Origin of the sequence: Vibrio pomeroyi, from assembly GCF_024347595.1 — a bacterium.
GTDB classification, from domain to species: Bacteria; Pseudomonadota; Gammaproteobacteria; order Enterobacterales; family Vibrionaceae; genus Vibrio; species Vibrio pomeroyi.
This window is the reverse complement of record NZ_AP025506.1, coordinates 159,708-182,568: the sequence shown is the minus strand read 5'-3', so window position 1 is coordinate 182,568 and position 22,861 is coordinate 159,708. Positions and strand designations below refer to the sequence as shown.

Genomic DNA, 22,861 nt, shown 5'->3' with positions numbered 1-22,861 from the left:
ATATCTATATTCGTATTCTCAAAGTCCATCATTCCAGAATTGAGGAACGAAATATCTGGAATCTCGCTATGATATTTCTAGCCTCGAGGATAAAGAAAGATTCCCTATCTCGCTCGTCCCTCGCTGTAGGGAATGACGTAGCTATACAAACATTCTTCTCTTTCCTACCCTTTGAACCTCGCATCTCGCTGAAATCATATCTCCCTATTTAGAGTTCAACGCCCTTACGCCATCTTCCAAAAGTGTCAGCTGCTCAAAACCTTGTGCTGTTGCAATCGGTTTAACAGTCGCGATCATCTGTAACATCCCTTGATGTACAACTTGCTCGGTAATTTGGGCTTTTGGAGACATCGCAGATTGATAAGCTAACCAACCCGATGCGATCAAGTGAAGAGAAGTCACCATCGACTTCATCTCTGAATCTGTCGCTTTCAGCAAGTTCAATTCAACAAACGCTCTCATGATATCGACAAGGTTAGTTTGCAATCTTTCTTGAACAGCCATGTAATCGAGATGAAGTTGCTCGTCACGAGACAAGATTTCTGGAAGATTTGCATAGAAAAATCGGTACTTCCACATCAGAGTGAAAATCGAATCTAAATAGTGCTTTAACAACGTCAGGCTTTCTTTCTGCCCTTGAATAGGAGTAAATCTTTCGAGTAACTCAGTAGAATAGAGGGTAAAAATATCACGGACAATTTCTTGTTTATTGCGAAAATGGTAGTACAGGTTACCAGGGCTGATCTCGATGTGTTCAGCTATATGATTGGTCGTAATACTACGCTCGCCATGCTCATTAAACAGCTCTAAAGCAGCGTAAACAATCTTGTCACGTGTTTTCATTGATTATAAGTATCCCTATCCGTTTAGTGGTTCAGTATATCGCCACTAAACGGATAGATCGAGCTGTTAACATCTGGTCGAATTAGCAAGCGCTAAAATTCACCTTTAATCAATCACTGCTGGAATCAATCGCTACCAAAAAGGTCTCTTGTGTACACTTTATCTGCAACGTCTGAGATTTCATCGACCATTCTGTTAGAAACAATCACGTCAGATACCGCTTTGAACTCTTCGAGATCAGAATAAACCTTCGAGTTAAAGAAGTGTTCTTCTTCTAACACAGGCTCGAACACGACTACTTCAATACCTTTAGCTTTCAAACGCTTCATTATCCCTTGAATCGACGACGCACGGAAGTTGTCTGACCCTGCTTTCATAATCAAACGATAAATACCTACAACTTTAGGCGATCGTCTAATAATTGAATCCGCAATAAAATCTTTGCGTGTGCGGTTAGCGTCAACAATTGCACCCACAATGTTGTTCGGTACATCTTGATAGTTAGCTAATAGCTGCTTGGTATCTTTTGGTAAGCAGTAACCACCATAGCCAAATGAAGGGTTATTGTAGTGATTACCAATGCGAGGGTCTAAACCCACCCCCCCTATGATCTGGCGAGAATCCAAGCCATGCGCTTCAGCGTAAGAATCAAGCTCATTAAAATAAGAAACACGCATCGCTAGGTAGGTATTTGAGAATAGTTTAACTGCTTCGGCTTCAGTCGAGTTTGTAAACAAGACATCAATATTCTCTTTTTCAGCACCTTCAACAAGAAGGTTAGCAAACACTTTAGCTCGCTCAGAACACTCACCAACAATGATTCGTGATGGGTGTAGGTTATCGTACAAGGCTTTGCCTTCGCGTAAAAACTCAGGGGAGAAGATGATATTTTCGCAGTTCAGTTCTTGTTTGATACGCTCAGTGTAGCCTACAGGAACTGTTGATTTAATGACCATCACTGCTTTAGGATTTACTGCCATCACATCTTTAATGACAGACTCAACGGAACTGGTATCAAAGTAATTATTTTTTGGATCATAATCGGTAGGCGTTGCAATGATGACAAACTCAGCATCTTTATACACTGATTTATCGGTTGTAGCCCTGAAGTTAAGCGCTTTGTTCGCCAGAAAGTGTTCTATTTCAGCATCAACGATTGGCGACTGCTTATTGTTAAGCATCGTCACTTTTTCATCGATGATATCCACCGCGATCACTTCATGATGCTGAGCTAACAACATCGCATTTGAGAGACCTACATACCCTGTACCGGCTACCGCAATCTTCATGATAATACCTATAGTTTTGAGCAATTAACTCAACAAAATTTATAACTTAGCTTGCCGTATCATACTCCGGTTGGGGAATTATTCCACTAGCCCGCCTTATCCATTCCTTGCTATACTCGTGATAGTTTTGTATTCAAAAGAGTTAGAGAATTATGATTATCGTAACCGGTGGTGCTGGCATGATTGGCAGCAATATTGTTAAGGCGCTTAACGAAGCGGGCCACAACGATATTCTAGTCGTCGACAACTTAAAAGACGGTAAGAAGTTTAAGAACCTTGTCGATCTAGACATCACAGATTACATGGATCGTGATGACTTTCTAACTCAAGTAATGGCTGGTGATGACTTCGGTCATATTGAAGCGATCTTCCACGAAGGTGCATGCTCTGCGACCACTGAGTGGGATGGCAAGTACATGATGCTTAACAACTATGAGTACTCTAAAGAGCTGCTTCATTACTGTGTCGAACGTGAAATTCCGTTCCTATATGCCTCTTCCGCTGCAACGTACGGTGAAACTGATACTTTCATTGAAGAGCGCGAATACGAAGGTGCATTGAACGTATATGGCTACTCAAAACAACAGTTTGATAACTACGTTCGTCGCTTAACGGCTGATGCAGCAGCGCACAACGAGACACTTTCACAGATCGTAGGCTTCAGATACTTCAATGTTTATGGCCCGCGCGAACAACACAAAGGTAGCATGGCATCAGTTGCCTTCCACCTAAACAATCAAATGAACGCTGGTGAAAATCCAAAACTGTTTGCAGGCAGCGAGACCTTTAAGCGCGATTTTGTTTATGTTGGTGATGTAGCGGCAGTAAACCTGTGGTTCTTAGAAAATGGCATTTCTGGCATTTTCAACCTCGGCACTGGCAATGCAGAGTCCTTTGAAGAAGTCGCAAAAGCTGTGATCAAATATCACGGTAAGGGAGAAATTGAAACCATCCCATTCCCTGAACACCTAAAAGGTGCTTATCAAGAGTTCACCCAAGCTAACCTAACGAAGCTTCGCGGTACAGGTTGCGATATTGAATTCAAATCTGTCGCCGACGGTGTTTCGGAATATATGAAGCTTGTTAACGCATAACACTTTTTCAAATATTGCTTTAATGATGGGCTCAGTTGGTGAACCTATCATTATACCAAATATAATCATTTCCTGAATAGCGAGCACATAGCTAGCTCTCTGATTAAAATAATGTAGTGAATGAATGACCACACAACGCAATGATTTTGATCCAAAAGCTTACAATCCTGAGTTTGAATGGGGTTTTCTAGCACCTAAATACTGGGGAACTTGGATTGCTGTTTTGTTATCGTCTTTAGTCTGCTTCTTGCCTAATAGCATTCGTTTAACATTAGCTAAGTTTATGGCTAAGCAAGCTGTAAGAATTAAGAATAAGGCTAACCGCCGAGCTCGTGTGAATCTTGAGATGTGTTTCCCTGAGCAATCTATCGAAGAGCGCGAAGAAACTCTCTATCAGTCATACGTTACTTCCATCTCATTTTTGATGGGGTTTGCCTCACTGACACTCAAGAGTAAAACTTGGCTAGAGAATAACACTTCGATAAACGGCCTGAGTAACCTAACCGATATTACAGACAGTGGCGAGAATGTTATCTTGTTAGTACCACACACGTGGGCTATCGACATCCCAGCAGTATTACTCGCATCACGTAATCTACCGGTGTCTGCAATGGCGAAAGCTCAGAAAAACAAACTCAGTGACTGGTTGATGCATCGTCAGCGAGTGCAATACGGCGGCCGAGTTTATGACCGTAGTGGTGGTATAAAACCTTTCATCAAATCCGTAAGAGATGGTTACCTTGGGTATTACCTACCGGATGAAGATCTAGGTCGTGAGCACAGTGTCTTCGTTGACTTCTTCGCAACCCAAAAAGCAACAATTTCAGGCCTTGGTCGGCTGTCCAAACTGAGCAAGGCTAAAATTGTCCCTCTCTTTGCTCAATACGATAGCAACACTGGCCAATATGCTCTGGACTTCTACCCTCCTCTACCTTTCCCAACAGGAAGCGAAGAGCAGGATGCACGTATGATGAACCAATGCATTGAAGATTACGTGAGCAAAAAACCTGAGCAATATATGTGGATCTTAAGACTGCTTAAGACTCGTCCTGAAACTAATGTAAATCCTTATAAGATCTAAAATGACCAACTCTACCTCAGATAACTTTTTCATATTTCTTATTTACCTACCTATTTTTAGCATCTTTAGTGTTGGTTTATTTTATTTTGGCTGGGATAAAGCTGTTATTTCTTTGTTCTTAATTTCGATCATTCTTTGTATCTTTAAATATAAGACACTCTCTATAAGGGAAAATATTAAAGACCCATATATAGTGATTTTAATACTATCAACATTATATGGTTCAGTATTATACAAAACTATTGGTTACGGTTCCGGTGAAATAAGAACTCTCATCGCCTGTTGCTTGTTTTTCCTTTTTTTTCCAAAAGAGAAAATAACCGTATCTTCACTACCTATACTAATAGTTATCGCTTCTATTTCCTCCTTTTTATTTGTGATTTATTCAAAATATATTTTACATATTGATAGGGCAACATGGCCTTTTAATCCAATAACTTATTCAATGTCGCTATGTCTTTTCGCTGTATACAGTTTGTATTACAGCCTAAAAACCAAACGTTGTATTTATATTCTGTCCTATCTGTTGTTTTCTATATCGATTTTCCTAACAGAGTCTAGGGGGCCGATCCTTTCATTTTTAATTACATCGTTACTATTAGTCGCAATTACGACATTGACACGGAAAAACATCAGAAAAACATTTCTACTAATAATAACATTCATCTTAGCCATTACGACTCTCACTCATAAGCCTCTAATTGAACGAATAGAGTCAACTAGAAATGAAATAACTACGCTAAATACTGGTAATTACAACACTTCAATAGGTCTTCGTTTACAAATGTGGATGTCAGCTCCATATATTATAGCGGAAAAACCATTTTTTGGTGTTGGTGATGAGTTTAAGAATGAGTTAAATCAACTCAGCAAGAGAGACTCTTTCTTCAAAACGATCGCAAGTTTTTCACCTAGTCATTTTCACAATCAATATATAGACAAAGCTGTAAGAAGCGGAATAATAGGTTTGATTTTATGTCTTCTTACTATTTACTTTCCATTATACCAATGCTGGAAAAAAAGAAATTTCATTAGCAAAGAAAGTCGCATAGTAATCACTTCTTTGGCAATGAGCGTAACAATATGCTCATTAACAGAAGTACCTATGAATCAGAGTTTTTTCTTATTCCCATTTCTAATACTGAACTATTTTCAACTACGAGCTCCAATCGAAGTGGGGAAATAATTATTAAAGATATATATACCGTTAGAAACCAAGTAGTTTTCTACAAAGCAGAAACTTATTGGCGCTTGAACAAATTATGATATTGTTGAGCTACAAATTTAGGATGAAATATTTCATTTTCTTTAGAAATAAATCTTTCTGGTGAAGTCAATAACTCATCAATTTTTTTAGCGAACAAATTCGTATCATCAAGCGGAACTAAGCTAGATTCATTATCAATTACAACATTTCTAATAGCCTGACTACAATCTGTTGATAATACAGGAACACTTAGATCTATCGCTTCTAAAAGAACCATCGATAACCCTTCAAAATCAGAAGTAAGTAAAAGACCTTTTGATTTTTTAATATATTGATAAGGGTTATTTTTAAAACCAACAAAAACAACCCTGTCTTTTAGACCTCTTTTTTCCACATCAGCCCTTATTATTGGTTGTAATTTACCATCACCAATCAACAATAACTTAACTTTAGTATCTTCTATCTTACTGAATATATCGATTAACCGATCATGTCTTTTCTCTCGATTAAATCGACCAACATGAACAAGATAATCGCCATCAATATCTATACTATCAGTTTTATCAATCTCCACATTGATAGGGTTATGTATCACATAACTTTCTTTATTGATGTTAAATGACAATTCAAAGCTATCTTTTGCATGTTCAGATACAAAAACTAAAGGGTGGTTCTTATACCAACTATTCACCTTCCTTTTAATTAGTAATTTCTTAATATTAGAAACCCCATTAAGGAATACATCATTATATGGACTATGAATAACATGAAAAACATTGAGTTTACTTTCAGACATTATTTTATCAGCAAGCAACATGTTAGATAATACTAAGGCATCTGCATCAATGTTATCTCTCACAAAACAATCAATAGCCTGAGCTACGTTTTTTTTATACCAAAGACGGCGTATGCCTTTCTTGGACACATTACAAAAATCGCTAACGAAATGTACGCGATATCCAGTGATATTATGCTCTACAGCTTTTTCAATAGAAACAATATGGCATTCATATCCTTGATACTTTTCCATGGCTTTATAGAGATTTAGAACAAACTTCTCAGCACCACCACCTCTCAAAGCTGATATTACAAAAACCATTTTCTTAATCAAAATATTTCCTCTAATCTTTTATCTACATCTACAAGATCATTTTGCCATTGAGCATAAATGTCAGCTTGTTGTTCCGCTTCATCGTCCTTAATTAAGGTAGCTCTCTGGCAATATCCTTCAAAGCCCATACCTGCGCTAGAGTATATTGACAGCACTGTTGGAGATTCACATGAAGAGAACACAAGCAACTCTAATGGTGTTTTACTTTCGATAAAATGCGCATCAGGAAATGCATCCATGTATTTCATTTCATTTTCACGCGGGTGAACCTTAAAAGCATATGAATGATTGTTAAGCTTAAGATAATCGACCATCTTTTGAAAAACAGCAATATCACACTCAGACTCACTCATGTTACCGATAGATATAGGTTGTGTGGCTATTATGACCTCAGGAATAGAGACCTTAGATTTATCCACTTTAAATAATGGGTAAATAAATGAATTCACATTGATATGGCTAATGAAATTTATCAGCTTAACTTTTGGTGCAAGTTGACTAGCGGCTAACTTAGGAGCAAGTAAATGAATAGCACTGCAACGTTTATCATCACCAATAAAGCGACGGCCTTTCTTACTTAAGACATGTCGTTCTGCAAAGCTCAGTTCTGAACCTGTATAATTTGACAAGCCATCTTCGATGACTTCGTACTCAACAAAAGCTAGGCGCATAAGTCTAGCTAACCTGTTACGGTCATTAAACAAATATAAAGTGGTGTCCTTTAAACCATATTCTGAACTCAACAAGTCACATTCATCAAGTTTCTTTAATGTTCTCTCTTGGAAAAACTTACTCGATATATTTGCAGTGGCGAATAACTTATGAACTAAACCTAACTTCCCACCATACACATTATCCAAAATTTGTTTTCGTTCTACAAACTTCACAGAAATAGTGCTTGGCAAAACAGATAATTCGAAGCGATTCGGGTCAAGTCCTTGTTGATCTGTAATAACAATAATATGACTCAATTCATCCCGAACACTCAAAGATTTTAGTGTTGCAAACAAAAAATGTCGCAGTGTAGAGCAAAGGTAGATATTCATTTATTTCTGGTTTCTTTAAGCTTAGCTTCTTGCTCTAAGTACCACAGGCCCGCATATTTGTTGAATGACGATTGGGCAAAGTTCATTGCCATCAATAGACCACGACTACCGTCTAAAAATCCTAATCGGATAATATAAATTAGGAAAAATGTCCAAACTGAACGCAAAATAGCGAAGGGAACTCCTAAACTTGGCTTACCTTTACTGTAATATTTTTTTGTGGTTTCCCAACCATATACTCGACTTTTTTCCATCAAATGATCAAAACCACGTAACGAGTTATGCATCAAAAAGCCTTTTTTCAGTGTAGATACCTTCCCTTCAGTTTCTACGTTTGCATGCACCACAACTTTAGTAATTGAGGCACCTTCACGCTTAAAAAGACGCTTAGGCGCTCTAGATGAACGACCAAAGCGCATTTGTTTGCCTAAGATAAGATTCCCCCAAGGTAACTTGAAGGCTACTTCTTCTAAATTTGGATCACTTAACTGACGTGTTATCTCGGACTTCATATCTTCATCCAAGTACTCATCAGCATCAATAATTAGTGCCCAATCGCACGTAGCCTGCTCAAAAGCCCTAGCCTTCTGATAACCATCACCAGGCCAATCTTCCGTAACCCAGATTTTGTCCGTATATTCTCTTGCTATTTCAACTGTCTTATCCGTACTACCAGAATCATAAACAATTATTTCATCAGCAAAACCTTTTAGCGATTCGAAACAAGGTCGAATACGGTCTTCTTCGTTTTTACAAATAATTAAAGCTGATAATGTTCTCATTGAATCAATATACCTTTTTCATTGAGCTAGTTTGAATGACCTAGTAAACGTTCAAAATACTTTAAGTGTTCAGCCACTGTCACTTTAGAGCTAAAGTGACGTGCTAGCCTCTCTTTAGCAGCAAGCCCCATATCAGAGCATTGTTGTTTATCGTGAGCCATTTTATTAATAGCTTCACCTAATGCCTGAGCATCAGCAGTGGGAACAATAAAACCTGTTTTTCCATCATCGACAAGCTCTGGCGCTCCGCCTGTAGTGGTAACAACTGATGCTGTTCCATTAGCCATCGCTTCAATAATTGTACGAGGTAGCCCCTCACCACTAACGGATGGTTGTACCTGAATATCAGCCATGGCCATTAATGACGGAATGTCTTTTCGATGACCAATATAGTGAATTCTATCTGAGACCGGGCTATTTTTCATCTCGTCAAAGTGGGGCTCATAGCCATTACCTGCGAGAACCAGATGAAAATTGGGTACTGTGATATATTTAGTCGCCTCGAGGAGAACAGATATTCCCTTGCTAGGGCGCACATGCGCAGCGCAAAAGGCAACAACATCGGTCTGATTCAATTCAAGCGACTCCCTAGAAGTGGGGTCGACTTGATACCACTCTAGTTGATGCCCCTTATATATGGTGACAACATTATCTTTGTTCTTCCAAACTCGCTTGATTACATCCTGTCGAACAGCTTCAGATACGCAAACGATGCCATCGACACGGGGGTGAAGTTGAGTTAAGTAAGCACTTGGATCATGTCGATACAAGCCACCCGTTGTTCCCCTGTAGGCGATCAACTTCACTTTAAGCCCAATACATGCAAATGCAGCATTCGGAATAGTTTTTGAGTTAAAAGCATAACAAATGTCATATTCACCACTCTTTAACTCACTACGAATGGTCTTGATCGTATCAAAACAAATCTTTCTTTTAGGATAGCAATCGATAACCTTGACACCGTTTGTTCGAAGCCGATCTACGTATTCAGACTCACCTTGGGTCATAACCGTGACGCTATGCCCTTGATTTGCTAGTTCTACAAATATCTCCGCTTCAGGGCGAATACTATTCCAAGCATGTAGATAAGATGCACAAACTAATATTTTCATTATTCAGCCCTAGAATTTCCAATAGTTTAATGATTTACGGATCTTAAAGTTACGAATCCAATTTTTTGGTTTCTTATCTTGCCAACCGCTTTCTAGCGTATCAGTAATAGCATTCAGAACTCTTGCTGAGGATTGACCGTCCAAATATGGCGTTATTGATGGACCATAATTAGCGATGGCTCTGTCTCTTGCTTCATCCGGTAACATCGCTTGTTGAATTGCTGATTCTAACTGCTCTGCTTGAGTAATATTGATGAAGCTCGCTTGAGGATCTCGGTTATTTACCGTAACAACCGGCTTATTGAGCAACAAAAATTCCTGAAAGATCGATGAGTTGTCACATACCATCACATCAGCACGATGCTGCATTTCAATCACTCGATCATTGTCGAAGAACAGAAGGTTATCGCCTTCCAACGCCTGGTATTTTTCTCGTGTATCTTGCTTCATTTTAGGATGCAGTGTGACTAACCATTGCCATTGGCTCAGTTTGCTTAGGCACTTAAGCTCTTCATAAACCAATTCAGCACAGGATAAGCTTGGCGAAAAAGTAGAAGCAAATAGAATTTGCGGTCTTTCAAAATACTTGTCACTGGCTTGGTAATTAAACAAACTATCTAGCTTCAACCAACCGGTCTCTTTGACTTGAAAATAGCCACGCTGCTTAGCTAATGGTTCCAATGAGTTGGTTCTTTCATAGCCTTCTGTGCAATACAAATCAAATAGACCACGCTCAGGATATAAGTTCCCTCGTTTACTCTCATTCAAACCGTGAAATACTTGTACCTTCAACCCAGGGATAAAAGCAGGAACGCGATCGCCCGGCACTAAAATAGCCGAAGGATTATATGCAACAGCTTCTGTCAAGGACACTCGCTGCTCTTGCTCTAATAAAAGATGTTCGGAAGCATCCTCACCAACAAGCAACCATTTTACGTCATGGCCAAATTGCTTCGCGTAGTTATAAAATGGACGAAGGATAGCAAATGAATAGTTTTGCTCGACATAGAGCAAGAAACGATAGGATTGATCGGTTTGCATAAGCGATGAGATAGAGTTCACCATTTCCATTTGAAAGTATAACTAAGCATTTAATTATAACGCTCTTTACTTTCGAGATTGAAGAAAATACTCTTCTGATTACTGATTTTACCCTCTGGTGTCACTGTTCTTATGCTTATACGACTTATATACACTCTTATATTGTCATTGGCCTCTCCACTACTCCTCTATGGGCTTTATAAGAGCAAACCCGGCAAACCAAGTTTCGGCAAGCGCTGGAAAGAACATTTCGGTATCACACCGCAAGTTCAAGGTAAAAGCCCTATCTGGATTCATGCTGTGTCCGTGGGTGAATCTATTGCTGCAGTACCTATTATCAAGCAATTGAAGCAGCGAGAACCAAATCAAGCCATCATCGTTACCACGACAACCAGCACAGGTACAGAGCAAATAGACAAGCTTGGTGATTTGGTCGAACATCGCTACATGCCGATTGATTTTTCTTGGTGTGTGCGAGGCTTCCTTAAATCAGTAAAACCAAAGCAAATGTTGATTATGGAAACAGAGCTTTGGCCAAACACGTTACATTGCGTCGCGAAAGCTGGGATTCCTATTTCAGTACTCAACGCTCGCCTTTCTGAACGTTCATACCAGCGCTACGCCAAATTCCAGCCTGTATTTAACCTTCTAGCAAAAAAACTATCTCAGGTACTCTGCCAATACCCTAGTGATGCGGAACGTTTTGTTAGGCTAGGGCTAGATAAGTCATCTGTGCATGTGACGGGCTCAATCAAATTTGATATTGAAGTCTCTGCTGAACAAGTTGAAAAAGGCAAAGCATTAAGGAAGCAAATAGGTTTTGAACGCGCTGTCTGGATTGCTGCTAGTACCCACCAAGGTGAAGACGATGTTGTTTTAGATGCTCATAAGCAACTTTTAAAAGATAATCCGAATGCACTACTTATCATCGTGCCTCGCCACCCAGAGCGATTCAACCAAGTGACAGAGCTTGCTAAGCAGCACGACTTCAACACGATTACTCGAACAAACCAGCAACCATTAACGCCTGATGTTGAAGTGTATATAGCTGATACGATGGGAGAAATGTTGGTACTACTCGGCGGCGCTGATGTCTGTTTTATGGGTGGAAGCCTTATTGGAGATAAAGTTGGAGGGCATAATCTGCTAGAACCAGCAGCTCTACAGCTACCCTTACTGAATGGCTCTAGCTACTTTAATTTTAGCGAGATCACCGACAAACTGCTTGAAGCTCAAGCTGTCACTATTTGCCAAAACAGCAATGAAATTGCAAATCAACTCAAAGAGCTTTTCACACAACCTAAGTTACGTAAAGACAAAGGTTTAGCTGCTTATCAAGTGGTTGAGCAGAATCGAGGGGCATTGGATAACACCTTACAACACATTCTTGGCTAACAACCATTCGATTTCGTTAGCCTTGGTAGCCTATTAAAAGAGACTCCCAATCCGACTCTTGCCATTGAATCTGGCGCTTGTTCACTTCTTTTAGGAATGAGCGCTTTAAGCGATTTAAGTTGCCTTCTTTCCAGTCATCACCCGCTTGCTGACCACACTTGTCAAAGTCAATAATCCACACCTTTTTTGAATCATCAAGCAGGATATTATGAATGTTGAGATCAGTGTGATTAACCCCTGCATTGTGCATTTTACGTATCTCTTGACCAATCCTTTGATAGATATCCGCACCTATCGAATTAGCCATCAATACATCAACCAGATCTTTCGCATTGGGAATTCGTTCCGACATCAGATCTGCACGATAAAATAGCCCGCTTTTCGTCGCCCGAGCCGCTATTGGCCTAGGTACATTCACGCCAGCGTTAGCCAATACATTAAGAACATTAAGCTCCATCGCGCATCGCGTACTTTCCCAATTTGAAAATCGGTACTGGTCTTCAATGAGTTTGCCAAATAGCCCACCACGGCGATAGTGACGCAACGCGGCTTGCATTCCATCAAGTTGAATAAACCAGGTGGTACCACGCCCCTGTGCACTCCCTGAAATAGCCTCACGTTGCTGCCAGTATTCTGCCTCAAAGATCTGAACCATCTCACCCTCCGGCACTTGCGCCAGAAGTTCAGGGTCATACCAAATTGTTTGGTTCTTAGTGTTAATTGTTTCCATCTATGAGGCCTTTGGGTCGCTTTTCGTCATTGCTATTTTACAACTAATGCGAGTATCTGCATAATTCTGATGTTATTCACTTTTTCGGGCTCTTTATGTCATTGTTCTCAACTGCACCTCAATCTCTTTGCATACTTCGCCTATCCGCGATTGGCGATGTTTGTCATGCTATTTCTGTGGTTCAAGCCATCCAGAAGCAGTGGCCTGAAACGAAAATCACTTGGATAACCGGGAAAATAGAAGCCATGCTGATCGGCGACCTGCCGGGTATTGAAGTGATTGTTTTCGATAAGAAACAAGGCTTCAAAGGAATGCGTGAACTATGGCGCCAATTGTCAGAACGGAAATTTGATGCGCTGCTACACATGCAAGCCGCACTCAGAGCCAGCGTACTTTCATGGGGAATAAAGGCAAAGTGCAAAGTGGGTTTTGGCAAAAACCGTACCCGTGAAATGCAGTCACTATTTACTAATCGCCACCTGCCTATTTCAGACAAATTTCATGTATTAGATAACTTTGCCGAATTTGCTCGCTACATTGGTGTTCCCTTCGATAAACCCCAATGGGACATTCCTTTAACGCCGGAAGACGAACAGCTAGCCATCGACACAATGGCTGGGAAACAAACCTTAGTCATCTCCCCTGCAGCAAGCAAAGATTCACGCAATTGGTTAATAGAACGATATGCTGCCATTACCGATTATGCAGTAGAAAAAGGGATGCAAGTGGTACTGTGTGGCTCTCCTGCTCCACGGGAGGTAAACCTTGGTAAGGACATCGAAGCATTATGTCAATCTCCTGTCATCAACTTAATTGGCAAAACTAACCTAAAGCAACTCACCGCCGTACTGAAACATGCGACCGTGGTGATAGCACCAGATACAGGTCCAGCACACCTAGCAACAACACAATCAACACCAGTCATTGGGTTGTACGCTCACAGTGATCCACGAAGAACAGGCCCCTACAATGACCTTGATATCGTAGTCAGTGTGTACCAACAGCACGTAGAGGCGCAACAAGGGAAACCTGTTCAAGACCTTCCATGGGGAACTCGAGCAAAAGGCGATGATTTAATGAAAGACATCACGCTCGAAATGGTAAAACAGACATTAGACAAAGCCTTAAATTCTATTACAACACCAAGCAAGGACAGCTAATATGACCACACACGTTATCTACCCAGGCACTTTCGATCCGGTAACCAACGGTCACCTCGATATCATTGTCCGAGCTGCAAGCATGTTTGATCATATCACTGTCGGAGTAGCCGCGAGCCCAAGCAAAAAGACCATGTTTAAGTTAGATGAGCGAGTAGAGCTGTTGCGTGATGCTGTGTCTCACTTGCCGAATGTATCTGTTGAAGGCTTTTCTGGTTTGCTTGTCGATTTTGCCAAGCAACAGAAAGCTAACGTATTGGTACGAGGCCTAAGAACAACCATGGATTTTGAGTACGAGTTCGGTCTCACTAGCATGTATCGCAAGCTTCTACCCGGACTTGAAAGCGTGTTCTTAACCCCTTCGGAAGAGTATGCCTTCCTATCTTCGACTATTGTTCGTGAAGTCGCGATACACGGTGGGGAGATAAGTCAGTTTGTGCCACAGAAAGTATCAAACGAAATCAAAATTAAAACAGCGAAGTAATACTCTTTACCTACACAAAAAACAAATATAGCGCTCAGTGAGCGCTATATTGTAGTAGATATAATACCAACCTTAAAAACTTCTCAGGACAGAGTTATGGTCTCAACAAAGGTTCCGTATTCAAGATCAAGGCGTTGAAAAGGTCGTGTATCAAAGCTACTTCGTGGTAGTCCTTCATTGAAATGAATCCATTTTTATCTAGCGTTAGAGTGAATTGCTCTTTCTACAGCTAGAATCTCTTAGAAAAGAGAACAACCATTACAAAAAATCTAAGTGGGTGATAACATATCGCTCTTATATATAAATACATACAGTTTATGAAAGCCTACTGCATTACTTTAAACGGCAATTGTAGCCGACAAATATCAACAACTAACGCTCTCAAAAGCGTTCAGGTTGATTTTGAGTTTTTTATAGGAGTAGATGCGCGCATTGATGAACATAGTTTACTAACTAAAATTCACGAAAAAAAATTTTTATATAACATGGGTAGGGCGTATGCTCCCGGTGAAGTCGGGTGCTATGCAAGTCATTATCTTGTTTGGCAAAAATGTGTAGAACTCAATGAGCCCATACTAGTATTCGAAGATCATGTTGATATTGAAACAGACACTTTTCGAAATACTTTGGCTATTGCAAAGCAGCATATTGAGCAATGTGGTTATATTCGATTGCAAAACAGTAAGAACAGATTAAATTATCCCGTCTGTAAATACGAAAACCAAAACTTAGTAAAGTACTTAAAAGTACCTCAAGGGACTGCTGGTTATGCGCTATCTCCAAATGCCGCAAAAGCATTCATTAAACATAGTCAAACCTTTAGGCACCCTGTTGATGTGTTCTTGAGAAACACTTGGATTCATAATCAACCGATGTTTGGGGTCAATCAAGCTGGAATGCAACGAAATAGTAAGCCGTCGATCATTGGTAACCGTAAGCATCAAGGAGAAAAGAATTACTTTGTTGCTTCAATGAAACTAATGAATAAGTTGAAAAGCATGGTGCTCAATCTAGTTACAAACATCAATCACTTGTTTACCTTGAATAAAGAGTACAGTCCAAAGTTATAGAATAAAAACGAAATAATCCTGTATTCAAAAACAAAAATAGCGCTCATTGAGCGCTACTTTTAATTGAGGCGTTGACTGTTAAAGTGAGTAATAAGCTTTATACCAATCCGCGAATGCTTTGGCGCCTTCTTGGATTTTAACTTGAGGCTTGTAGCCAACAGCTTCAAAAAGATCTTCCGTATCGGCATAAGTTGCGTACACATCACCTGGTTGTATTGGCATGAAGTTCTTCTTCGCTTCAATACCTAAAGCTGTTTCTAATGCTTCAACGTAATCCATCAATTTAACCGGGCTGCCATGACCTATGTTAAACACGCGATACGGAGCAGAACTGGTTGCCGGTGAGCCTTGCTCCACAGTCCAATCTGGCTGTTTAGCTGGAATGCGGTCTTGTACACGAACAATGCCTTCAACAATATCATCGATATAAGTGAAGTCTCGCATCATGTCGCCGTTGTTGTAAATGTCGATCTCCTTGCCTGCCACGATTAAGTTCGCAAACTTAAACATCGCCATATCAGGGCGACTCCAAGGGCCATAAACCGTAAAGAAGCGTAGACCTGTTGTCGGTACATCGTATAGATGAGAATAGGTATGCGCCATCAACTCATTCGACTTCTTAGTCGCAGCGTACAATGAAATTGGATGGTCAACGCTGTCTGCTGTGTGGAATGGCATTTTCTGGTTCAAGCCATAGACAGAGCTCGATGATGCATAAACTAGGTGTTCAACCTTGTTATGACGACAACCTTCTAGAATAGCCAAATGACCAACAAGGTTACTATCAGCGTATGCCATCGGGTTATCAATTGAGTAACGAACGCCAGCTTGCGCCGCTAAGTGAATCACGCGGTCAAACTTTTGCTGTGCGAAAAGCTCAGCGATGCCTTCTCTATCCGCAAGATCAAGCTCGATAAAGGTAAGGTTTTCATGTTCGATACGTTTAAGGCGAGCATGTTTCAGAGAGACTTCGTAGTAGTCATTTAGGTTATCGATACCAATAACCTCATGCCCTGCCGCACATAGTCGCTCTGACACTGCAGAGCCAATAAAACCAGCAACGCCAGTTACTAAATATTTCATTCTACTATTCTCAATTCGTATAATTATTGCAATTGTAGCTACTAGACCGTATATCTACTAGCTCAAAAAAGTGAACATAGGTTCAGTTTTTCTAGACCTGACATTGTGGGCAAAAAAACGTATTCCTTTGCCCTATCTTTTGCTCTTCAAGCTTCTCACCACAATTAGGGCACTTTTCACCCGCTTTTCCATACACTTGCAGCTCTTGCGCGAAGTAGCCGGGCTTGCCATCTGCTTGGGCAAAATCTTTTAGGGTAGTGCCACCTTGCTTGATAGCGGTCGCAAGGACTTGCTTGATCTCTTGGGTTAACAAAACCCACTCTTCTTTTGTCACTTTGCTTGCGGGGCGCAAAGGATGGATTCGTGAAGAAAACAGCGCTTCATTGGCGTAGATGTTTCCCACGCCCACCACTACTTTGTTATCCATGATGAACTGCTTGACGGCAACTTTTCGCTTTCCAGCCTTCTCGGCTATGTATTCAGCGTTAAAGTCGTCCGTTAGCGGCTCAGGGCCAGAGCCAAGCAACACAGAGTGGACTTCATCAGGCGCCGACCATAACCACGCTCCAAAGCGACGAGGGTCGTTATAACGCAGCACCTTACCATTAGTCAGCTTTAGATCCACGTGATCGTGCTTTGCCGCTGGAAAATCCGCATCTAATACACGCAGTGAGCCAGACATACCAAGGTGTACTATGGCTGTACCGGTATCAGTTTCAATCAACAAGTACTTTGCACGACGCGAAATGGAACGAATCACCTGCCCTTCTAACAGCTTAAGCTCTTGCGGGATATCCCAACGTAATTTAGGCGTACGAAAGGTAAGGGTCTTGATGGTCTCGCCGACTAAATGAGGCGAGATCCCCATGCGGCTCACTTCGACTTCGGGTAATTCAGGCATAGTTTAGTCGTCCGATTTTGAGGAATTGTCTGAGCTAAGACTTGGAAACAAGTAACTCTCTTCAATAGACACCGCCAACCACTGATCATTCCAGTTTTTTAATAACCAAAAATCAGGCAGTTGATAATAGGTAATACGCTGGGGTTCTTCCTGATCGTGATACCAGACTTCAACGGTGTGTGGTGTATTGAGCTGAGGAGAAAGATCAGTATAGGTTTGTGAGTCGACCGCGGTACCTATAAGCTGTTGCCAACGTTGTGACAGCTCTTGTGCACTCGTAGCTTGTTCTGGTGCCGGATCTTTCATTTGATAAACCCACTGACCATCTTCTTGTACGATTGACCACTTCGCAAAGTGCAACGCTTGAAGTTCTGATTCAGGATTTAATAGATAGGGGTAAGGGCTGCTTACCTGAAGTTCAGATTCGGGCTCAGGTTCAATGAGATAAGCTTTGATCAATGTTGGAAGGTTTAACACGCCAATAAAAGCAATCACGCTCAACATGAGTATGTTGTTCCACCTACGTCCACGATATCTCATCTGATTCTGCTCATCTAACCTATTGAGTAATCAGTATATCGCGAAAATGGCAATACTTTCCATGCTACGCAGTTTTCTATCGATTAGGCGCTATATCAAGTAAGAGTAATTGAGTTACTCAAAATTTAGATATAAAAAAACCCAGCGATTAAGCTGGGTTTTTCAATTCTTTCTTCTACTGAAGAAGAGCAAAAAAAGCATCAATTACTTGATTTTCGCTTCTTTGTACATAACGTGTTGGCGAACTACTGGATCAAACTTTTTGATCTCAAATTTGCCTGGCATGTTACGCTTGTTCTTATCAGTTGTGTAGAAGTGACCAGTACCTGCAGAAGATACTAGACGAATTTTCTCACGAATGCCTTTAGCCATTGCTTAATTCCTCTTAAACGTTTTCGCCACGTGCACGGATATCAACAAGAACAGCATCGATGCCTTTCTTATCAATGATACGCATGCCTTTAGCAGTTAGACGTAGTTTAACAAAACGTTTTTCGCTCTCTACCCAGAAACGATGAGTTTGTAGGTTCGGCAGAAAACGGCGCTTAGTAGCATTGCGTGCGTGTGAACGGTTGTTACCCGTTACTGGACGCTTACCAGTTACTTGGCATACTCGGGACATGAATGTCTTCTCCAATCGTTTCAGCTCGATATCAACCTTGGTGGCCGAACCTCTCTATCAATTAAAATAGAAGGTAAAAACCGTTATGGAAAATCCATACAAGGCTATCAAAGGTCGCGCATTATACTAACTTGACACGCATTGCTCAAGACCCGAACAGATCCTTTTTACGGATTTCGTGATCTTTTTTTGTGCAGCGCAGCTTGCTTGAGTAATCAGAGCTGATTTTAGGTCTAAAAATGTGGGCGGAATAATAGCAGATTTAACGTAACTAACAACCTAAAATGTGATTCAAATCCATCCACGCTCTGCAAAAGAGACAACTTCGCCATCTCCAACGACAAAATGATCGAGAATTCGGATGTCCACCAGCGCTAATGCATCAGTTAAACGGCGGGTGATTCGCCTATCTGCTTGACTTGGCTCTGCGACACCCGAAGGATGGTTATGCGCTAAAATTAATGCCGCAGCATTATGATGAAGAGCGCGTTTTACCACTTCCCGCGGGTAAACCGACGCAGCATCGATGGTTCCTTCAAACATTACCTCGTCTTTTATTACTCTATTCTGGTTATCGAGAAACAATATATAGAAGGCTTCTCGCTGGCGATCGCGCAACATGCTCGAGAGATAAAGCTTGGTATGACTTGGACTGGTTAAGGCGTCACCTCGAGATAAAGTCTCCGCGAGATAGCGCTGCGTCATCTCTAACACCGCCTGCAATTGAACGTATTTAGCCTGACCCATCCCTTTATGAGCGCAGAACTCAGCCTCTGTTGCTGAAAAAAGATGGCGAAGCGAGCCAAAATCCTTGATCAACTTGTCAGCCAACTCCAAAACGTTCATTCCTTGTGTACCCGTTCTAAGAAATATAGCTAAGAGCTCAGCATCACTTAACGAATCTGGTCCTCGATTCAATAACTTTTCTCTTGGCATCGATTCGGCGGGCATTTTATTTATCGGCATATAAAAGCTAATCATTGGTCATGAACACGATCCATCAGCTTAATGAGCTTGCACTCTGAGATCCTTTGATAAAGATAAAAGGTAGCGATTCCCTAACAAAATCGTGTAATTGATAAGTTTGATAACACCAACTTGATGAGCGTCAACTCTGTTCGAGTTCTGCTTCTAGGCACTCATCCTTTGTTCTGATATCGTAAGTCGCAGAAAAATTAAGGAACAGAATCATGCAAACACAGGTTAATCCACTGAGTAACGCTGACCAACAAGGCCTAGCAGGGAAAAAAATTCTTCTTGGTATTAGTGGTGGTATCGCTGCTTATAAATGTGCCGAGCTGACTCGTCGCCTAATTGAACGTGGCGCGCAGGTACAAGTCGTTATGACCAATGCTGCCAAGGAGTTCATCACTCCCCTTACCATGCAGGCAGTCTCGGGAAGGCCTGTGTCTGATAGTTTGCTTGATCCTGCTGCAGAAGCTTCGATGGGACACATCGAGCTCGCAAAGTGGGCTGACTTAGTATTATTAGCCCCTGCAACCGCTGACCTTATTGCACGCATGACTGCTGGCATGGGCAACGACCTACTGACGACTCTGATTTTAGCAACCGATGCGCCAGTTGCGGTATCTCCAGCAATGAACCAGCAAATGTACAGCCACCCTGCCACTCAAGAGAACATCGCAACTCTAAAACGCCGTGGTTGTGAAATCTGGGGCCCAGCAGCAGGCGAACAAGCATGTGGTGATGTTGGTATGGGACGCATGTTAGAGCCAATGCAGCTCGTGCATCGCTGTGAAGACTTCTTCCAACCTAAGCCACTTGCTGGCCGTTCTGTGCTTATTACTGCAGGCCCGACTCGTGAAGCGATCGACCCTGTACGTTACATTACTAATCACAGCTCAGGAAAAATGGGCTATGCATTAGCTGAAGCAGCCGCGAAGCAAGGTGCAACGGTGACTCTAGTCAGTGGTCCTGTATCACTTGCGACACCAAACAAAGTAACTCGTGTTGATGTAGATAGCGCACAACAGATGTTTGATACCGTTACAGCTCACGCTGCTCAACACGATATTTTCATCAGCTGCGCGGCGGTTGCCGATTATCGCCCTGAGACCATCGCAGACCAAAAGCTCAAAAAGGTCGATGGCAAAGATGACATGTCTATTCACATGGTGAAGAACCCAGACATCGTAGCCTCTGTTGCTTCAATGACTGAAGGTCGCCCATTTACTGTCGGCTTCGCAGCAGAAACTCAAGATGTTGAGAAATACGCCCGCGGCAAGCTAGAGCGAAAAAATCTCGATTTGATTTGTGCCAACGATGTGTCTGTCGAAGGCCAAGGCTTCAATAGCAGTAGCAACGAGCTGCATCTTTATTGGAAAGGCGGCGATAAATCTCTGCCACTGGATAGCAAAGACTCCCTTGGTTTCCAGATCCTCGATCAGATCCAACAACTTATTGTCGAATAAATACACGATTTAGCTCTGACAATCTGCTGACACCTCTCGATTCTGTTGACCTAGGTCTTACAAAACTAGGAAACAGAATTGAATGGTGTTTATAATCCTTCTTCACTCAATCCTCATCTTTAGGAAAGGAAGTAAATAGATGGCTGGTACTCGAAAATCAAACCGTCGTGAAGAAATCCTGCAAGCTCTCGCACAAATGTTGGAATCGACCGAAGGTGCTTCTCGTATCACAACGGTAAAGTTGGCCAAGCAAGTAGGTGTTTCTGAAGCTGCGTTATACCGCCACTTTCCAAGCAAAGCTCGTATGTTTGAAGGCCTGATCGAGTTCATTGAAGAAGCGTTGATGTCTCGAATCAACCGCATTCTGGATGAAGAGAAAGACACACTAGAGCGCATACGCTTAGTGCTACAACTGATCTTAGTTTTCTCAGAACGTAACCCAGGCCTGACTCGAATTTTGTCTGGTCATGCTCTAATGTTTGAAAATGAACGCCTACGCGACCGCATCAATCAACTTTTCGAACGCATTGAGACGCAACTTCGCCAAATCCTTCGTGAAAGAAAGCTTCGTGAAGGGAAATCATTCCCGGTTGATGAGAAAATCTTAGCCGCTCAACTGCTAGGTCAGGTTGAAGGCAGCTTGAATCGCTTTGTTCGCTCAGACTTCAAATATCAACCGACAGAAAACTTTGATGCTTATTGGGCTCTGCTAAGCGCTCAGATTAAGTAGCAATCAAATTAAGTAGCAATCAAATCTTAAGTGATGGTTATGACGACGAAAACTTCTCCGACAAGCAGCACTGCACAACACGTTATTACTAAGCCGCCCTTTACTCTGGCGCTACTCCACCCTAAATACTGGGGTGTTTGGTTCGGCTTTGGGTTATTGGCGCTTATCGTTAACGTTCTACCTTACCGTATCTTGTTACTGCTAGGTCGCTCGTTAGGCTCTCTTGGTGCTCGCTATGGTAAAAAACGTGTGGCAGTAGCAACACGTAACCTAGAACTTGCCTTCCCAGATAAGCCGGCAGACGAAGTAGCCGCAATGGTGAGTGAGAACTTTAAGAACACCGGTATGGCGCTGATCGAAACCGGGATTACTTGGTTTTGGCCTACATGGCGCTTCAAACGCATCCTAGTGGACAAAGACACACAAATGCTGCGTACGCACAAAGCCAACGGTAAAGGTGTTCTTCTGTGTTGTGTGCATGCTTTAAACCTAGAGATCACGGCGCGAGCAATGGCCGTGCTTGGTATTTCAGGTTTAGGGGTTTATCGCCCGCACAACAACCCAGCTTATGAGTTCATTCAATACCGTGGTCGCACTCAAAACGGCAACCGTCTGATTCACCGAAAAGACGTGAAGCGTATGATTCGAATTCTGCGTCAGGGGGAGATCCTTTTCTATCTGCCGGATCATGACTACGGTCGTAACAAATCAGTGTTTGTGCCTTTCTTCGCGGTAGAAGATGCGTGTACGACAACAGGCACCAGCATTCTTGCGTACACCAGCCGATGTGCACTTGTTCCTGGGTCAGGTTTTAGAAATGCCGATGGCAAGTATGAAATCATGGCTGACGAGTCGATCGAAGATAACTATCCGCAAAAAGATGAGAAAGCGGCGGCGGCTTATATGAACAGTTATCTAGAGAAGATTATCTTACGTGCTCCTGAGCAATGGATGTGGCTACACAAGCGCTTCAAGACAATGGAAGATCCAGAAGCTGAACGCGGCATTCGTTATAAATAGAGTAGCCGCTACAGATAGAACTCCTATCTTTAGATAAGAAGCTCACTTCAATAGAAAAGTAAAAGGCCCGAAAGAGTTATCTCTCTCG

24 protein-coding genes are annotated in these 22,861 nt (G+C 41.7%); 10 read left to right on the top strand and 14 right to left on the bottom strand.

Annotation, left to right across the window (positions count from 1 at the left end):
- Window positions 1–204 precede the first annotated feature (204 nt).
- Together OCV12_RS00820 and OCV12_RS00815 are read right to left on the bottom strand one after the other, a co-directional pair.
- A complete protein-coding gene (locus OCV12_RS00820; RefSeq protein ID WP_261885128.1) occupies window positions 205–843 on the bottom strand; it encodes a TetR/AcrR family transcriptional regulator in 639 nt (212 codons plus the stop codon).
- A gap of 125 nt (window positions 844–968) precedes the next feature.
- A complete protein-coding gene (locus OCV12_RS00815) occupies window positions 969–2,132 on the bottom strand; it encodes a nucleotide sugar dehydrogenase (protein ID WP_261885127.1) in 1,164 nt (387 codons plus the stop codon).
- Window positions 2,133–2,284: 152 nt separating this feature from the next.
- Between OCV12_RS00815 and rfaD the strand changes: the two genes are divergently transcribed.
- From rfaD to OCV12_RS00800, 3 genes are all read left to right on the top strand, one after another.
- On the top strand, window positions 2,285–3,226 hold the full coding sequence (gene rfaD, locus OCV12_RS00810; protein WP_261885126.1) for an ADP-glyceromanno-heptose 6-epimerase: 942 nt from the start codon (window positions 2,285–2,287) through the stop codon (window positions 3,224–3,226).
- A gap of 124 nt (window positions 3,227–3,350) precedes the next feature.
- Complete coding sequence (lpxM, locus tag OCV12_RS00805; RefSeq protein WP_261885125.1) at window positions 3,351–4,307, top strand: lauroyl-Kdo(2)-lipid IV(A) myristoyltransferase; 957 nt, start codon at window positions 3,351–3,353, stop codon at window positions 4,305–4,307.
- Window position 4,308: 1 nt separating this feature from the next.
- On the top strand, window positions 4,309–5,493 hold the full coding sequence (locus OCV12_RS00800; RefSeq protein ID WP_261885124.1) for an O-antigen ligase family protein: 1,185 nt from the start codon (window positions 4,309–4,311) through the stop codon (window positions 5,491–5,493).
- 55 nt (window positions 5,494–5,548) lie between these two features.
- Here the strand turns inward: OCV12_RS00800 and OCV12_RS00795 are convergent, their stop codons facing one another.
- From OCV12_RS00795 to OCV12_RS00775, 5 genes are read right to left on the bottom strand one after another with little or no spacing between them, the layout of a single operon-like run.
- Window positions 5,549–6,625, bottom strand: a complete 1,077-nt coding sequence (locus OCV12_RS00795) for a glycosyltransferase (protein ID WP_261885123.1) — start codon at window positions 6,623–6,625, stop codon at window positions 5,549–5,551.
- Window positions 6,622–7,671: a glycosyltransferase family 52 gene (locus tag OCV12_RS00790; RefSeq protein ID WP_261885122.1), complete on the bottom strand. Its 1,050-nt coding sequence runs from the start codon at window positions 7,669–7,671 to the stop codon at window positions 6,622–6,624. Before OCV12_RS00790 ends, OCV12_RS00795 begins: the two co-directional genes overlap by 4 nt.
- On the bottom strand, window positions 7,668–8,453 hold the full coding sequence (locus OCV12_RS00785; protein WP_261885121.1) for a glycosyltransferase family 2 protein: 786 nt from the start codon (window positions 8,451–8,453) through the stop codon (window positions 7,668–7,670). The genes OCV12_RS00790 and OCV12_RS00785 overlap by 4 nt, the downstream gene beginning before the upstream one ends.
- 26 nt (window positions 8,454–8,479) lie before the next feature.
- Window positions 8,480–9,565, bottom strand: a complete 1,086-nt coding sequence (locus tag OCV12_RS00780) for a glycosyltransferase family 4 protein (RefSeq protein WP_261885120.1) — start codon at window positions 9,563–9,565, stop codon at window positions 8,480–8,482.
- A gap of 9 nt (window positions 9,566–9,574) precedes the next feature.
- Window positions 9,575–10,606, bottom strand: coding sequence for a CDP-glycerol glycerophosphotransferase family protein (locus OCV12_RS00775; protein WP_261885915.1), 1,032 nt, complete (start codon window positions 10,604–10,606; stop codon window positions 9,575–9,577).
- A 132-nt stretch (window positions 10,607–10,738) separates the two neighbouring features.
- Here OCV12_RS00775 and waaA point away from each other — a divergent pair, with 132 nt between their 5' ends.
- Window positions 10,739–12,001: a lipid IV(A) 3-deoxy-D-manno-octulosonic acid transferase gene (gene waaA / locus OCV12_RS00770; protein ID WP_261885119.1), complete on the top strand. Its 1,263-nt coding sequence runs from the start codon at window positions 10,739–10,741 to the stop codon at window positions 11,999–12,001.
- A 16-nt stretch (window positions 12,002–12,017) separates the two neighbouring features.
- Here the strand turns inward: waaA and OCV12_RS00765 are convergent, their stop codons facing one another.
- Entirely contained in the window at window positions 12,018–12,731 is a 714-nt protein-coding gene (locus OCV12_RS00765) for a 3-deoxy-D-manno-octulosonic acid kinase (RefSeq protein WP_261885118.1), read from the bottom strand.
- A gap of 95 nt (window positions 12,732–12,826) precedes the next feature.
- On the opposite strand from OCV12_RS00765, the gene OCV12_RS00760 reads away from it, so the two are divergent.
- From OCV12_RS00760 to OCV12_RS00750, 3 genes are all read left to right on the top strand, one after another.
- Window positions 12,827–13,891 (top strand): glycosyltransferase family 9 protein, encoded by a 1,065-nt coding sequence (locus OCV12_RS00760; protein WP_261885117.1) that lies wholly within the window; start codon window positions 12,827–12,829, stop codon window positions 13,889–13,891.
- Between the two features lies 1 nt (window position 13,892).
- Window positions 13,893–14,375 (top strand): pantetheine-phosphate adenylyltransferase, encoded by a 483-nt coding sequence (gene coaD / locus OCV12_RS00755; RefSeq protein ID WP_261885116.1) that lies wholly within the window; start codon window positions 13,893–13,895, stop codon window positions 14,373–14,375.
- Between the two features lie 317 nt (window positions 14,376–14,692).
- Window positions 14,693–15,445 carry a glycosyltransferase family 25 protein gene (locus tag OCV12_RS00750; RefSeq protein WP_261885115.1) on the top strand — a complete coding sequence of 251 codons (753 nt, stop codon included), beginning with the start codon at window positions 14,693–14,695 and terminating at the stop codon, window positions 15,443–15,445.
- 78 nt (window positions 15,446–15,523) lie between these two features.
- Here OCV12_RS00750 and OCV12_RS00745 read toward each other — a convergent pair whose 3' ends face one another.
- The 6 genes from OCV12_RS00745 to radC form a co-directional block, all read right to left on the bottom strand.
- The gene (locus OCV12_RS00745) at window positions 15,524–16,528 is read right to left on the bottom strand and encodes an NAD-dependent epimerase (RefSeq protein WP_261885114.1); all 1,005 of its coding nucleotides are present in this window, start codon (window positions 16,526–16,528) and stop codon (window positions 15,524–15,526) included.
- 91 nt (window positions 16,529–16,619) lie between these two features.
- Window positions 16,620–17,429, bottom strand: coding sequence for a bifunctional DNA-formamidopyrimidine glycosylase/DNA-(apurinic or apyrimidinic site) lyase (gene mutM / locus OCV12_RS00740; protein ID WP_261885113.1), 810 nt, complete (start codon window positions 17,427–17,429; stop codon window positions 16,620–16,622).
- A 3-nt stretch (window positions 17,430–17,432) separates the two neighbouring features.
- Entirely contained in the window at window positions 17,433–17,969 is a 537-nt protein-coding gene (locus OCV12_RS00735; protein WP_261885112.1) for a hypothetical protein, read from the bottom strand.
- A gap of 204 nt (window positions 17,970–18,173) precedes the next feature.
- Window positions 18,174–18,341: a 50S ribosomal protein L33 gene (rpmG, locus tag OCV12_RS00730; protein WP_002535344.1), complete on the bottom strand. Its 168-nt coding sequence runs from the start codon at window positions 18,339–18,341 to the stop codon at window positions 18,174–18,176.
- Between the two features lie 13 nt (window positions 18,342–18,354).
- Window positions 18,355–18,591: a 50S ribosomal protein L28 gene (gene rpmB / locus OCV12_RS00725; RefSeq protein ID WP_004728407.1), complete on the bottom strand. Its 237-nt coding sequence runs from the start codon at window positions 18,589–18,591 to the stop codon at window positions 18,355–18,357.
- Window positions 18,592–18,882: 291 nt separating this feature from the next.
- Window positions 18,883–19,557: a RadC family protein gene (gene radC, locus OCV12_RS00720; protein ID WP_137001075.1), complete on the bottom strand. Its 675-nt coding sequence runs from the start codon at window positions 19,555–19,557 to the stop codon at window positions 18,883–18,885.
- A 224-nt stretch (window positions 19,558–19,781) separates the two neighbouring features.
- Here radC and coaBC point away from each other — a divergent pair, with 224 nt between their 5' ends.
- The 3 genes from coaBC (at window position 19,782) to lpxL (ending at window position 22,773) form a co-directional block, all read left to right on the top strand.
- Window positions 19,782–21,023: a bifunctional phosphopantothenoylcysteine decarboxylase/phosphopantothenate--cysteine ligase CoaBC gene (gene coaBC / locus OCV12_RS00715; protein ID WP_261885111.1), complete on the top strand. Its 1,242-nt coding sequence runs from the start codon at window positions 19,782–19,784 to the stop codon at window positions 21,021–21,023.
- Window positions 21,024–21,162: 139 nt separating this feature from the next.
- Window positions 21,163–21,753, top strand: a complete 591-nt coding sequence (slmA, locus tag OCV12_RS00710) for a nucleoid occlusion factor SlmA (RefSeq protein WP_004741428.1) — start codon at window positions 21,163–21,165, stop codon at window positions 21,751–21,753.
- A 39-nt stretch (window positions 21,754–21,792) separates the two neighbouring features.
- The gene (gene lpxL, locus OCV12_RS00705) at window positions 21,793–22,773 is read left to right on the top strand and encodes an LpxL/LpxP family Kdo(2)-lipid IV(A) lauroyl/palmitoleoyl acyltransferase (RefSeq protein WP_239847957.1); all 981 of its coding nucleotides are present in this window, start codon (window positions 21,793–21,795) and stop codon (window positions 22,771–22,773) included.
- The last annotated feature ends 88 nt before the right edge of the window (window positions 22,774–22,861 follow it).

Coding starts and splice junctions, on each gene's coding strand:
- OCV12_RS00820 (WP_261885128.1), bottom strand. CDS start 843: ATGAAAACACGTGACAAGATTGTTTACGCTGCTTTAGAGCTGTTTAAT.
- OCV12_RS00815 (WP_261885127.1), bottom strand. CDS start 2,132: ATGAAGATTGCGGTAGCCGGTACAGGGTATGTAGGTCTCTCAAATGCG.
- rfaD (WP_261885126.1), top strand. CDS start 2,285: ATGATTATCGTAACCGGTGGTGCTGGCATGATTGGCAGCAATATTGTT.
- lpxM (WP_261885125.1), top strand. CDS start 3,351: ATGACCACACAACGCAATGATTTTGATCCAAAAGCTTACAATCCTGAG.
- OCV12_RS00800 (WP_261885124.1), top strand. CDS start 4,309: ATGACCAACTCTACCTCAGATAACTTTTTCATATTTCTTATTTACCTA.
- OCV12_RS00790 (WP_261885122.1), bottom strand. CDS start 7,671: ATGAATATCTACCTTTGCTCTACACTGCGACATTTTTTGTTTGCAACA.
- OCV12_RS00785 (WP_261885121.1), bottom strand. CDS start 8,453: ATGAGAACATTATCAGCTTTAATTATTTGTAAAAACGAAGAAGACCGT.
- OCV12_RS00780 (WP_261885120.1), bottom strand. CDS start 9,565: ATGAAAATATTAGTTTGTGCATCTTATCTACATGCTTGGAATAGTATT.
- OCV12_RS00775 (WP_261885915.1), bottom strand. CDS start 10,606: ATGCAAACCGATCAATCCTATCGTTTCTTGCTCTATGTCGAGCAAAAC.
- waaA (WP_261885119.1), top strand. CDS start 10,739: ATGCTTATACGACTTATATACACTCTTATATTGTCATTGGCCTCTCCA.
- OCV12_RS00765 (WP_261885118.1), bottom strand. CDS start 12,731: ATGGAAACAATTAACACTAAGAACCAAACAATTTGGTATGACCCTGAA.
- OCV12_RS00760 (WP_261885117.1), top strand. CDS start 12,827: ATGTCATTGTTCTCAACTGCACCTCAATCTCTTTGCATACTTCGCCTA.
- coaD (WP_261885116.1), top strand. CDS start 13,893: ATGACCACACACGTTATCTACCCAGGCACTTTCGATCCGGTAACCAAC.
- OCV12_RS00750 (WP_261885115.1), top strand. CDS start 14,693: ATGAAAGCCTACTGCATTACTTTAAACGGCAATTGTAGCCGACAAATA.
- OCV12_RS00745 (WP_261885114.1), bottom strand. CDS start 16,528: ATGAAATATTTAGTAACTGGCGTTGCTGGTTTTATTGGCTCTGCAGTG.
- mutM (WP_261885113.1), bottom strand. CDS start 17,429: ATGCCTGAATTACCCGAAGTCGAAGTGAGCCGCATGGGGATCTCGCCT.
- OCV12_RS00735 (WP_261885112.1), bottom strand. CDS start 17,969: ATGAGATATCGTGGACGTAGGTGGAACAACATACTCATGTTGAGCGTG.
- rpmG (WP_002535344.1), bottom strand. CDS start 18,341: ATGGCTAAAGGCATTCGTGAGAAAATTCGTCTAGTATCTTCTGCAGGT.
- rpmB (WP_004728407.1), bottom strand. CDS start 18,591: ATGTCCCGAGTATGCCAAGTAACTGGTAAGCGTCCAGTAACGGGTAAC.
- radC (WP_137001075.1), bottom strand. CDS start 19,557: ATGCCGATAAATAAAATGCCCGCCGAATCGATGCCAAGAGAAAAGTTA.
- coaBC (WP_261885111.1), top strand. CDS start 19,782: ATGCAAACACAGGTTAATCCACTGAGTAACGCTGACCAACAAGGCCTA.
- slmA (WP_004741428.1), top strand. CDS start 21,163: ATGGCTGGTACTCGAAAATCAAACCGTCGTGAAGAAATCCTGCAAGCT.
- lpxL (WP_239847957.1), top strand. CDS start 21,793: ATGACGACGAAAACTTCTCCGACAAGCAGCACTGCACAACACGTTATT.